Below are 12910 nucleotides of genomic sequence, written 5' to 3' on the forward strand. Positions count from 1 at the left end.
CGGCGCCCGGCCCGCCCCGGGAACCCGGCGTGCTCATATAGGCCCATGAACCCTTCGCGACCTTCTGCCCTGCCGGAGCCAGACTCTCCTTCCGGCGGCTTTTCTGCCGCAGGCGGCTTCGTGCGGGTGCGGGGGGCGCGCGAGCACAACCTCAAGAACGTGGACGTGGACCTGCCGAGGGACGCGCTGGTGGTCTTTACCGGGGTGTCGGGGTCGGGCAAGTCGTCGCTGGCCTTCGGGACCCTCTACGCCGAGGCGCAGCGGCGCTACCTCGAATCGGTCTCACCCTACGCCCGGCGGCTCTTTCACCAGCTGGGCGAGCCGGAGGTGGACGCCGTCGAGGGCCTGCCGCCCGCCGTGGCGCTGGGGCAGGGGCGCGGCTCGCCCTCGGCGCGGTCGTCGGTGGGCAGCGTGACCACCCTGTCGAACCTGCTGCGGATGCTGTACTCGCGCGCCGGGGACTACCCGCCCGGCCAGGGCATCATCTACGCGGAAGGCTTCTCGCCCAACACCCCGGAGGGCGCCTGCCCGACCTGTCACGGCCTGGGCCGGGTGTACGAGGTCACCGAGCGCTCGCTGGTGCCCGACGACTCGCTGACCATCCGCGAGCGGGCGGTCGCGGCCTGGCCCACCGCCTGGGGGGGCCAAAACCAGCGCGACATCCTGGTCACGCTGGGCCACGACGTGGACCGCCCCTGGCGCGAGCTGCCGCAGGAAACGCGCGACTGGATTCTCTTCACCGACGAGCAGCCGGTCGTGCCCGTCTACGCGGGCCTGACTCCGCGAGAAACCCGGCGGGCACTGAAAGAGGGGCGCGAGCCGAGCTACCTGGGCACCTTCACCAGCGCCCGCCGCCACGTGCTGCATACCTTCGCCCACAGCGAGAGTGCGGCGATGCGCAGGCGGGTGGCCGCCTTCATGCTGAGCCAGGAGTGCCCGACCTGCCACGGCAAACGCCTGCGCCCGGAAGCCCTCTCGGTCACCTTCGCGGGCCGCGACATCATGGAGCTGTCGGCCCTGCCGCTCTCGGAACTGGCGGGGGTGCTGCGCCCCTACGCCCAGGGCACCGCCCAGGGACGCGCCGAGCGCGAGGCCGCCCACCCCGAGCAGGCCCTGGCACTGCGGCGGCTGGCCGCCGAACTGCTGGCCCGCCTGACCCGGCTGCTGGAACTGGGGCTGGGCTACCTCTCGCCCGAACGGGGCACGCCCACCCTCTCGCCCGGCGAGCTTCAGCGGCTGCGGCTGGCCACCCAGCTTTCCTCGCACCTCTTCGGGGTGGTGTATGTCCTCGACGAACCCTCCGCCGGGCTGCACCCCGCCGACACCGAGGCGCTGCTCTCGGCGCTGGAGGGCCTCAAGCGTGCGGGCAATTCGCTGTTCGTGGTCGAGCACGACCTCGACGTGGTCCGGCAGGCCGACTGGCTGGTGGACGTGGGTCCGGCGGCGGGCGAACGCGGCGGCGAGATCCTGTACAGCGGCCCGCCCGCCGGGCTGGCGGCGGTCGCGGAGTCGCAGACCGGGCGCTACCTCTTCGCGGCGGCGGCGGCTGGGGAGCGCGCGCCCCGGGTGCCGGGCGGCTGGCTGCGGCTGGAGGGCGTCACCCGCCACAACCTGCGCGAGCTGGAGGTCGCCTTTCCGCTGGGGGTGCTGACCACCGTGACCGGGGTGTCGGGGTCGGGCAAGTCCACCCTGGTCAGCCAGGTGCTCGCCCAGGCCCTCGCCGCCCACCTCGGCGCCGAGCTGCCCGCCGAGGAAGAGGGCGAGGGCAGCGAGGCGGAAGCCCTGCGGCCCCCGGAGGCCCGGCCCGCCACCGGGCGCCTGGGCGGCGATCTGGAGGGGCTGCGGCGGCTGGTGCAGGTGGACCAGAAGCCCATCGGGCGCACGCCCCGCAGCAACCTGGCGACCTACACCGGGCTGTTCGCCCCCGTGCGCAGGCTGTTCGCGGCCACCCCGCTGGCCCGGGAGCGCGGGTACGGCGCGGGCCGCTTTTCCTTCAACGTGAAGGGAGGCCGCTGCGAGCATTGCCAGGGCGAGGGCTTCCTGATGGTCGAGCTGCTGTTCTTGCCCAGCGTGTACGCGCCCTGCCCGGTGTGCCACGGCACGCGCTACAACGCGCAGACCCTGGAGGTGACCTACCGGGGCCGCACAGTCGCGGACGTGCTGGGCCTGACGGTGGACGAGGCCGCCGCCTTCTTCGCCCAGGAGGCCCCGGTCGCGCGTCCCCTGGCCGTCTTGCGTGAGGTCGGCCTGGGCTACCTGCGGCTGGGCCAGCCCGCGACCGAACTCTCGGGCGGCGAGGCCCAGCGCATCAAGCTGGCGACCGAGCTGCAACGGACGGCGCGCGGCCACACCGTCTACCTTCTCGACGAGCCGACCACCGGCCTGCATCCCGCCGACGTGGAGCGGCTGCTCACGCAGCTCGGCACGCTGGTGGAGGCGGGCCACACCGTGATCGCGGTCGAACACGACCTGCGGGTGATGGCGGCGAGCGACTGGGTGATCGACCTCGGCCCCGGCGCGGGCGAGGCGGGAGGCCGGGTGGTCGCCGCCGGACCCCCCGCCGAGGTGGCAGGGGCGCCGGAGAGCCGCACCGCGCCGTACCTCGCGCGCTTTCTGGCCGGGGAGCCGTAGCGCCGGGCGGAAGGCTCGCTGGCCGGAACGCCGCCCACCGTCCAGCTCAGCTTGACCACCCGGCCCGTGCGGCGGCTTCTCTGGGCCATTCCTAAGCGTCCCGTGCCGCACGCCGGGCGCCGCCGGGTCTTACCCTGAGGGAATGCAGCCCCCCGAACTCCTGGCTCGGCCCCCCTCCGGCCTCCCCGCCTCCGCATGAGCCTCTCCCTGGAAGCCCTGGGCTGGTCGCCCTTCTTCGCGCAGGCGGCGCAGGCCTTTGTCGAGGCGGCGGCGCCCGGGGACCGCCCGCGCCTGGAGGTGGGCCGCGTCGTGGGGGTGGAGCGCGCGGCCTACGGGGTGTGGACGGCAGCGGGACCGGCGGGGGCCGTGCTGGCCGGAACGCTGCGGCAGGGCCGCGCCGACGAGCCGTCCGCCCCGGTGATCGGTGACTGGCTGGTGTTGGAGCGCCTGCCGGGAGAGCCGACCCTGCGAATCGTGCAGGTGCTGCCGCGCCGCACCACCTTCGCCCGCGCGGTGAAGGGCGGGGCCGCCGAGCAGGTCATCGCCGTGAACGTGGACCTGGTGTTCATCGTGACCGCGCCCGACGAGGATTTCGACCTGGAACGTCTGGGCCGCTACGTCGCCGCCGTGCAGGCCAGCGGCGCGCGCCCGGCCGTGCTGCTGAACAAGGCCGACCTCGCCGAGGACCGCGCGCCCTACCTGGAGCAGCTCCGCAGCCTGGCCCCGGACCTCCCGGTGCATGAGGTCGCGGCGGCGCAGCAGCGGGGTCTGGAGGCGCTGCGGCCCTATTTCCGCGAGGGCGTGACGGTGGCTTTGATCGGTTCCTCGGGCGTGGGCAAGTCCACCCTGACCAACCGGCTGCTGGGCCGCGAGGTCGCCGCGACCGGCGAGGTCCGCGCGGGCGATCACCAGGGCCGCCACACGACCACCGCCCGCAGCCTGTACCCGGTGCCCGGCGGCGGCCTCCTGATCGACAATCCCGGCCTGCGCGACATCGCCGTGTGGGACGCGGGTGCGGCGGGCGCGGGCTGGGAGGAGATCGAGGCCCTGGCCACCGAGTGCCGCTTTCGCAAATGCACCCACACCACCGAACCCGGCTGCGCGGTGCGGCGCGCCGTCGAGCGCGGGCAGATCACCGCCGCCTTCCTGAAGGGCTACCAGCAGGCCCAGGGCCGCGCCCCCCGCCCGGCGCGCAAGCGCTGAGGCGCGGCTCCCCCCCCTTTCCCCTGGCTGCCCCAGCTCCCCTCTCACACCGGGCCGCTTTCCCGGCGAGAATGCCCCGGTGAGCCTGACCGCACCCCCCTCCACCCACCCCGATTTCGCCCCCGAAGAGCAGCACCTGCGGGGCACGGTGGCCGCCATGCTGCGCCAGCTGGAGGTCTGGGAAGACCGCGACCGCAACGTCGGCGCCGACCTAGAGACCAGCCTGACCCTGGCCGATACCGCCGGGGAACACGCGGCGATGCTCTCGCTGCACGTCCACGCGCCGTATTTCGGCAGCCTGAAGGTGCGTGTCGCGGGGCGCGAGCAGACGCTGTACGTCGGCAAGCACGCCTTCCGCGACCTGAAAGGGCCGCACTCGGTCGTGTCGTGGGAGTCGGACGTGGGCAGCCTCTTTTACAGCGGCGCCCTGTCCTGGGAGGCGAGGGGGGGCCTGACCGGCACCATCCGGCGCCGCCGCCAGCTCGACGTGCAGGGGCAGCGGCTGCGGCGCGTGACCGACCTCTCCGACGACGCGGCCGGGGGCGAGACGGGCGGGCGCGAGGAGGTGCTGGTGCGCCGCCTGTCGGAGGCCTCCACGGCAGCCATGCGCGACGTGGTCGAGACGCTGCAACCCGAGCAGAACGCGGCGATGCGCGCGCCCGCCGGGCGCCCGGTGGTCATTCAGGGAGCCGCCGGGTCGGGCAAGACCACCATCGGCTTTCACCGCCTCGCCTGGCTGACCCATCCCGACCGGGGCGCGCAGCGCGGCAGGCCGGAAAACATGCTGGTCCTGATGCCCAACCAGGTGCTGGCGCGCTACGCGGCCCGGGTGCTGCCGGGCCTGAACCTCGGCGGGGTGGGCGTGACCACCCCGGAAGCCTGGGCACTGTCCTTCCTGGGCCTGGAAAAGATGGAGGTCACCGACCGCACCCTCAGCCTGCTGCTGCACGACCACGACAACGCGCGCCGCAAGGCCGCCTGGCGCCGCGCGAAGGCCATGGGGGACGGGCGGATGCTGCGGGTGGTCCGCCAGCATCTCGCGGGCAGGCTGCTGGGGCAGGTGGGCCGCCTGAGCCTCCACGCTGCCGCCGAGGTGGGCCGGGAGCTGCGGCCCCTCGCGCTGGACGCCGCCACGCTGGGCACGCTGCTGGAGGACGTGCTGGCCCGCTCCCCGCTGGAAGGCTACCGCGCGGCGTTCCGGGCGGCGCTGGAGGGGGAGGCCCTGGCCCGCCTGCGCGTGCCGGAGGAGGAAGAGACGCGCGTCCGGCGCCAGCTCGCGCCCGACCTGACCACCCTGACGGCCAAGGTGTTCGCGGGGATGCTGCCGGTCAGCGAGGGACGGCGGCTGCTCTCCGACGAGGCCACCTTGCGTTCGGCGGCGCAGGGGGTACTCGACGAGCGCCTGATCCGGGTGCTGCTCTCCGACCCGCTGACGGGCATCCCGAAGCCGCGCCGCAGCCACGCCGACGTGACCGAGCTGCCGGTGATGCTGGCGGTGGCCGCTTTGCTGGGCGGCGTGGGGCAGCGCCAGGGCCGCCAGCTCGCCCCCTACGACCACATCGTGCTTGACGAGGGGCAGGATTACTCGCCGCTCTTGTACGCGCTGCTGGCGCGCGCCGCCCGACCGGGGCACCTCTCGGTGCTGGGCGACTCCTCGCAGGGCATTCACGGGTACAAGGGGCCGAATTCCTGGGCCGACGTGCAAGAGGCGCTGGGCGGCCCGGCGCGGGTGGACGTGCTGACCCTGTCGCGCACCTACCGCTCGACCCGGCAGATCACGGCGCTGGGCGCGCGGGTGGCGAGCACCTACAACCCGGCGGCGAGCGTGGTCGGCGTGGACCGGGGCGGCGCCGAGGTCAGGCGCCTGACCGGGGGCGACCTCGCGGCCCTGACCGCGCAGGCGGTGGGGGAGATGCTGCAAGCAGGCCACCGCAACGTCGCGCTGGTGACCCGCCGGGTGGCCGACGCCGAGGCCCTGGCCGGGGAACTGCGCCACCACGACCTGGACGCCCGGCCCATCACCTCCGAGCAGGCCCGCTACGAGGGCGGCGTGGTGACCCTGCCCGTCAACCTCGCCAAGGGGCTGGAGTTCGACGGCGCCGTGGTGGTGGGCGCGGACGCGGCGACCTACGACCCGGCCACCCCGTTCGAGTCGCGCCTGCTGTATGTGGCCGTCTCGCGCGGCCTGCACGCGCTGGCGCTGGTGGCCCGGGGCGAGCTGCATCCCCTGCTGCGCGAGGCGGGGGAAGGGGAGTGAGGTCCACTTCCGGAAGAGGCTTCCGGCGAGAGCGGGGCCGCGAACGGTCGGGCGCCGTCTGGGCCGCCGGGTGCGGCCGGGCAGGGGTTCAGCGGGCGGCCATCAGGTGCTGCCCGTCAGGTTCTGGGCAGCGTGAAGGCGAAGGTCGCGCCCTCGCCGGGCAGGCCCTCGGCCCAGACCCGGCCCCCGTGGCGGGTGACGATCCGCCGCACGTTCGCCAGACCCACGCCGGTGCCCTCGAAGTCCTCGGCGCGGTGCAGGCGCTGAAACACCCCGAACAGCTTGTTGCTGTAGCGGGGATCGAAGCCCACCCCGTTGTCGCGGACGAACACCGCCCACTCGCCGGGGCGCCCCTCGGCCCACAGCTCGATCTGGGGCGCCTCGCGCGGGCGGGTGTACTTCAGGGCGTTGTCGAGCAGGTTGCTCAGCACCTGGCGCAGGGTGTCGCGGTCGGCCATCACCCGGGGAAGCGGGCCGATCTGCCACCGCACCCCGCGCCCCGGCCCCTCGCCTTCGAGTTCCCAGCGCACCGCTTCTACCAGTTCGCCCAGCTCCACCGGCCCCAGCCGCAGCGGCTGCCGCGAGGTCCGCGACAGGTCGAGCATCGCGTCGATCAGGGTGTTCATGCGTCCGGCGGCCTCCTCAATCACCTTCAGGTAGCGCTCGCCCCTGGCGTCCGCCCCCGCGCCGAGGTGCTGGCGCAGCAGCTGGTTAAAGCCCATCACGTGCCGCACCGGGGTCCGCAGGTCGTGCGAGACGCTGTAGGTAAAGGCTTCCAGCTCCTCGTTGGCGGCCTCCAGGCTCTGGCGCTGCGCGACCAGGGCCGCCGTGGTCTCGACGCGCTCCAGCGCCAGATTCAGGCTGCTGCGCACGGTGTCCAGCATCGCCCGGTCGGCGCGGGTCCAGCGGTGCTCCCGCGACAGCGCGAACCCCAGCACCCCCCGCTGCCGCCCCCCCACCGACACCGGCAGCGTCGCGGAGGCCCCCGGATACCGCTCGCTGCCGCTGAGCTGGTCGGCGGCGTGGTCGTAGGCGTCCTGAAAGTGGGACTCGCCGCTTTCCCAGGGAATCCGCAGGTTGGCCGTGTCCGCAAAGGGCAGGCTCTGGACCGCCCTTTGCAGTTCGGGGGTGCTGACCTCGCCCACCTGCGAGCGCAGCAGCCAGCGCCCGGCGTCTTCCCCGGGTTCGAAGTACAGCGAGAACCCGGCGGGCAGCAGGCTCAGCACGACCTCCTGTGTCCGGCGGATCAGCCGGTAAGGGTCCGTTTCCAGCGCCAGGTCACGGGTCAGCTCCGCAAAGGCCCCCAGCGCCCGGTTGCGCGCGTCGAGTTCGGCGTTCTGGGCCTGCCACTGCCGCGCCTCCTCGGCCCGTTCCAATGCCAGGTTCAGCCCGCGCCCGACCGCCCGCACCACTGCCCGGTCACGCTCGTTCCAGCGGTGGGTGTGGCGCAGCCCCAGGCCGATGAGGCCGCAGACCTCGCCGTTGACCACCAGCGGCGTGTTGGCGGCGGCCCGGTACGGACCCGAGTGGGGCACCTCCTCCTGCGCGGTGTCCCAGCGGTCGATAAACAGCGGCTCGCGGGTCCGGGCGGCCTCGGCAGGCAGCAGGGTGTCCAGCGGCAGGCCGGCTTGCAGCGTGCCCAGCAGCTCGGGCTGCGCCTCCAGGTCCTCGGTCCAGACCCGCGCGCGCCAGCGGTCACCCTCGCGCTCGAAGTACACCAGGGAACTGCCGTCGCCGAAGCGTGCCCGCAGCACCTCGATGGCCTGGCGGATCAGCGCCCACACCCCGGCCTGGGTGCCCACCGCCTCGGTAAAGGTGACAAGCGCCTCCTGCGCGCGGGCGCCCGCGTCCAGCTGCCGGGTGCCCTCCTGCACCTGCTGCTGGGCGCGCACCCGCTCGGTCGTCTCGATCACCGTGACGAGCACGCCGCCCACCTCGCCCGACTCGTCGCGGACCGGGCTGTAGCAGAGGGTAAAAAAGGCCTCCTCGTCGTGCCCGTGCCGCTGGATGGTCAGGGGCTGGTCGCTGAAGTGGGCGGCCTCGCCGCGCTGCATGACCGCCTCGTACAGCGGGGCATTGAAAGGCCAGACCTCCGGCCAGCACTCGCGGGTGGGCTGCCCCAGCCCGGCGGGGTGCTTGGCGCCCATCAGCAGCCGGTAGGGGTCGTTGTAGACCTGCACGAGGTCCTGGCCCCACAGCAGGGTCATGGCGAAGGGATGCGCCAGCAGCAGGTCGGTCACGGTCCGCAGGCTGCCGGGCCAGCTCTCCCGGGGACCCAGCGGCGTGGCGGCCCAGTCAAAGTCGCGCACCAGCAGGCCCATCTCGCTTGCCGCAGAGGTCGGCCCGTCAGGAAAAGGCGGGAGGTCAGTCGTGTGGGTCATGAGAGATTGCCTCAGCTTAACGCGCCCGCGCGGGGCGACCTGTGGGCGCCTTCCCCTTGCCCTGCGCGCCCGGCACCACCCACCGGGCCTGCGGCCAGCTGTCAGATGTGATGAATGTGTGATATTTCAGTGTCTAAGCTTTTTTGACCTTCTGATCGCCCCGCGCCCCCTGGCGTCCGGGCGCCCGCTGACCCGCCTCCCGCTTCCCCCACCGCTGCTCGCCCGAGGGTTCCCTGCTGCATGCCGAAGCTCGCGCCGCCCCGTTTCCCCCTGGTCGCCGGGCTGGCGGCGCTGGCATTCGTGGGTCAGGTGGGGTGGGTGCTCGGCGGGGGGGAGGCGCGGACCGGGGCTTCCGGGGTCACGGACGGGCTGTATCTCCTGACCGTCTACCTCAGCGCGCTGCTGTGCCTGCTGACCCTGCGCCGCGCGCCTCCCGCCCTGCGCGCCGGACTGCTGCTGCTGGGTGGGGCGCTGGTCTTGCGGAGCGCGGCCGACAGCGTCTGGACGTATCTGGAGCGCTACACCCACACGCCGCCCTTTCCCTCGCTGGCCGACGTGCTGTACCTGCTGGAGTATCCCCTGATCGGTCTGGCCTTTCTGAGGCTCTCGGCGGTGCCCCTGCGCCCGCTCCAGGCCGCCCGGCTGGCACTCGACAGCCTGATCGTGGTGAGCGCGCTGGCGACCCTGCTGTGGTGGACGCTGCTGTTCCCGCTGCTCCAGGCCCCTGGAAGCTCGCCGCTGGCGACGCTGACGAGCCTGGCCTACCCGCTGTTCGACCTCGGGCTGCTGAGCCTGCTGCTGATGGTGGTGCTGCATGCCCAGCGCCCACGGCCGCACCTGGGGCTGTTCATGCTGGGCATCGGGTGCACCGTGCTGGCGGACCTGAGTTTCACGACCCTGGTGCTGGAAAACGCCTACCACAGCGGGCACCCCATCGACTTGCTGTTCACGGGCGGGGCGCTGCTGTGGGGCCTGGGAGCCTGGCAGGCCAGCCGGGCCGGGCGCGAGCCGCCCGCGCGGAGGCCCTGGCCTGCCTGCCTGGCCCCGGCGGTCCGGCAGGGTCTGGCGGCGCTGCCCTTCCTGGCGGTGGTCGGCGCCTGCCTGCTGCTGTTTTTCCTGCCGCACACCGACGACGCCCACGACCGCGGCGTGCTGGTCGGCACCCTGGGCACCGTGCTGCTGCTGCTGGCGCGGCAGGGGGTCGCCCACGCCGACAATCTGCGCCTGACGCGCTCGCTGCGGCGCTTTGCCCGCGAGCTGGAGCAGAGCCGGGCGCAGCTCGCCTATCAGGCCCAGCACGACCCGCTGACCGGGCTGCCCAACCGCAGTCTGTTCGAGGCCCACCTGACCCGCACGCTGCGGGGAGCGGCGCAGGGGGGCGGGCGCTTTGCGGTGCTGTTTATCGACCTCGACGGCTTCAAGGGGGTCAATGACCGCCACGGGCACGCGGCGGGCGACGAGCTGCTCACCCAGGTCGCCGGACGCCTGCGGGCCGCCCTGGAGGAAGGAGACCTGGTGGCCCGCCAGGGCGGCGACGAGTTCCTGGCGCTGCTGCCGCTGCCCGGCGGGCGCGACGCCGTGCAGGCGGGCCGCCGCCTGCTGGACGCCCTGCGCTGGCCTTTTGATCTGCACGGGCAGGCGGTCACGGTGACGGCCGCCATCGGCGTGGGCCTCTACCCGCACGACGCGCGCGAGGCCGGAGAGCTGCGCCGCTGCGCCGACCTCGCCATGTACCGCGCCAAGCAGGCCGGGCGCAGCGAACTGCGCTGCTTTTCGCAGGAGGCCGGGGCCGGGACGGCGGGACCCTCCGCGCGGGAGCTGCGGCTGCGCGGCGCGCTGGAACGCGGGGACCTGACGCTGCGCTACCAGCCGCAGTTTGAGGTGCGGGGCGGGCGGATCATGGCCGCCGAGGCGCTGCTGCGCTGGACCGACGCCGAGCTGGGAGCCGTGCCGCCCGACCAGTTCATTCCGCTGGCCGAGGACAGCGGGCTGATCGTGCCCATCGGCGCGTGGGTGCTGGAAGAAGCCTGCCGTCAGCTTGCGCGCTGGCGGGCGCAGGGCTGGGCGGGGCGCATGGCGGTCAACGTCTCCCCGGTGCAACTCGCGCAGCCGGACCTGGTCGAGCAGGTGCTGGGCACCCTGGCGCGCTGCGGCCTGCGCGGCGAGGACCTGGAACTGGAGATCACCGAGCGCGCCGTGCTGCAAGACGCCCAGCGGGCCTCCGGGGGACTGGCGCGGCTGCGCGCGGCCGGGGTGCGGATCGCGGTGGACGACTTCGGCATGGGGCACGCGGCGCTGCTGTACCTGCTGGCCTTTCCGGTTGACGTCCTCAAGATCGACCGCCGCTTCGTGCAGGGCGCCCTGGACCGCGACCACGAGCGGCAGGTCGTGCAGGCGCTGGTCGCCTTTGCGCGGGCGCTGAACCTCGACATGGTCGCCGAGGGCGTCGAGACCGAGGCCCAGCGCGCGCTGATGGAGGAACTGGGGGTGGGCCTGGTCCAGGGCTACTTGCTGGGCCGCCCGGTGCCCGCGCAGCGGCTGGGCGAGCTGCTCGCCTCCGCGCAGTCCTCGGCGCAGTCCTCCGGCCACCCGGCTGGTCTTCCCCTGGGGCGGCCGACATGAGCCGCCCCGCTGCGCGCCCGCCGACCCTGCCTCCCCCCCCGGCGGCGGGCGCGGCCCCGCTCTTCACGGCCGCTCCCGAAGGGCCGCCGCACCTCCAGGGGCACTTCGGCGCAGGACGTGGCGGAACGGGCAAACGGGCGCGCCGGGGCTTCAGAGCTGCGCCTTGATCCAGGCCTGCACATCCGGATTGCCCATAAAGTTGCTATGGGTCCGCTGATCCACCCCCAGCAGCGGGTCGGGCACCCAGGCGAGGGTCAGGCGCTGCCCAAAGTGAGCGCGCAGCTGCGGACTGCTCCCGGCGTACTTTTCCATGCCGAAGAGGGGCGTCTCCCGCCGCGCTTCTAAGGCATTGCTGATGAGGTACAGCAGGGTGCGGGGATACAGGCCGGAGAGCAGCCAGGGCAACTGGCCGGTCTCATTGCGCTCCTCGGCGTCGACCAGGCCCATCAGGGCGTACCGCGCGTGGGGCAGCGGCGGCGCGGCCAGCACGGCGCCAAGGGTGTTGGCGGGCGCGAGGAAGATGACCGCTCCGATCCGCTGGCCGAAGGCCGCGCGCCGCTGGCCGGCCCGGATCAGCCCGTCGGCCAGAATGCCGCCGAGGCTGTGCCCCAGCAGCGCCACCCGGATGCCGGAGAGAGGCCCGAGAGCGCTCACCACCAGGTCGCCCGCGCCGCCGGCCTCCAGCATGGCGGCCATCCGCTGTTTCATCCGCGCCCACAGCAGCCGGGGCAGCGGAAACAGCTCCCGGATCACCTGTTCGGTGATGTAGGCGTCCCAGGCGTTCGCGTCCAGCACGGCGGACGGGGTCAGCAGCGTCAGGTGGTCCGGCGCCGGCTGGGGGGCGGCGGCGAACGGTTCCAGACGCCCCACCCACGACGGCGCCCGGCGCCGGGCGCGGCGAGCGGTCAGGCGCCGGGCCTCACTGGCCGCGCGCAGCAGGCCCGCGCGCAGGGCCGCCCGGTTCGGCACATCCTGCGGGCGGCCCAGGGCGGCCCACGCTTCCCGGTGCTGCTCGAACTCCTCTCCCGTGACGCGCTGCAACACGGCGTCAACGGTCTGATCGGGGACGGGGCCGGTGCCGGATTCCCCGAACCTCAGCGGCTGGACGGTGACTGGCCCCCGCAGGGACTGGAGCGTGACCGGCTCTCCTGCGGGAACCAGGGACGGGTTCAGCGCCTCGAAGGCCGCCAGCACACGCCGCACACCCTCACGCAACCAGGCGAAGACGGGGCCGCCGAGCAGCTGGCCGAGGGTGTCCGCCAGGCCTGTCCGGGTCAGAAAGGTCAGCGACCAGTCGTCCGGGAAGGTCGTCGCCACCTGAGCGGCGAAGGTCCTCCCGGCCGCCTCTCCGACCAGCCCACCGTGACAGGCGAGCACCACCCGGGGCACCTCGCCCCCGTCTTGAGCCTGCTGGAGGGCGGCGGCCCAGGCGGCGAAGGGCGCCCGGCTTCGCGGGTCCATCGTTCCGTCGTCCGCAATCACGACCTGAAGGTGCTGCGCCGGCACGTCTGTCATGGGCCTCCTGACGGGGCGCCCGGCGGCGGTCCAGGGAAAACTGGCCAGCCCCCAGACTGGCGCGCGCCTGGACCCCTGAACCATCAAACGCAGGTCGGGGAGCCGAACGGATGAGTGACCGGGCGGGCAGCGGGGGGCTGGCGTCAGCGTTTCCGGGAAAGCCGGCTCGGCGGCCCGGCACCTGACAACGGAGGGTCAGCGTGACCCAGCTTGTTCAGGCGCGACGCGGCCCCGTGGACGGCAGACGGCTCAACCAGATCGGCCGGCCTTGCCCATGACCAGCGCGAAGAGGACCGACCAG

6 protein-coding genes are annotated in these 12910 nt (G+C 73.6%); 4 read left to right on the plus strand and 2 right to left on the minus strand.

From position 1 onward, the window contains the following. Positions 1-45: 45 nt before the first annotated feature. From HNQ09_RS06925 to HNQ09_RS06935, 3 genes are all read left to right on the plus strand, one after another. Positions 46-2631, plus strand: a complete 2586-nt coding sequence (locus tag HNQ09_RS06925) for an excinuclease ABC subunit UvrA (RefSeq protein ID WP_184027201.1) — start codon at positions 46-48, stop codon at positions 2629-2631. Between the two features lie 195 nt (positions 2632-2826). Beyond that, entirely contained in the window at positions 2827-3834 is a 1008-nt protein-coding gene (gene rsgA, locus HNQ09_RS06930; RefSeq protein WP_184027203.1) for a ribosome small subunit-dependent GTPase A, read from the plus strand. A 79-nt stretch (positions 3835-3913) separates the two neighbouring features. Beyond that, positions 3914-6091 (plus strand): HelD family protein, encoded by a 2178-nt coding sequence (locus HNQ09_RS06935; RefSeq protein WP_343057645.1) that lies wholly within the window; start codon positions 3914-3916, stop codon positions 6089-6091. Positions 6092-6207: 116 nt separating this feature from the next. Here the strand turns inward: HNQ09_RS06935 and HNQ09_RS06940 are convergent, their stop codons facing one another. Next, positions 6208-8472 (minus strand): PAS domain-containing sensor histidine kinase, encoded by a 2265-nt coding sequence (locus HNQ09_RS06940; protein WP_184027205.1) that lies wholly within the window; start codon positions 8470-8472, stop codon positions 6208-6210. 240 nt (positions 8473-8712) lie between these two features. On the opposite strand from HNQ09_RS06940, the gene HNQ09_RS06945 reads away from it, so the two are divergent. Continuing rightward, a complete protein-coding gene (locus tag HNQ09_RS06945; RefSeq protein ID WP_184027207.1) occupies positions 8713-11094 on the plus strand; it encodes a putative bifunctional diguanylate cyclase/phosphodiesterase in 2382 nt (793 codons plus the stop codon). A 150-nt stretch (positions 11095-11244) separates the two neighbouring features. Here the strand turns inward: HNQ09_RS06945 and HNQ09_RS06950 are convergent, their stop codons facing one another. Next, positions 11245-12609, minus strand: a complete 1365-nt coding sequence (locus HNQ09_RS06950; protein ID WP_184027209.1) for a hypothetical protein — start codon at positions 12607-12609, stop codon at positions 11245-11247. Between the last annotated feature and the right edge of the window lie 301 nt (positions 12610-12910).

Source organism: Deinococcus budaensis, from assembly GCF_014201885.1.
In the GTDB taxonomy this organism is placed as follows: domain Bacteria; phylum Deinococcota; class Deinococci; order Deinococcales; family Deinococcaceae; genus Deinococcus; species Deinococcus budaensis.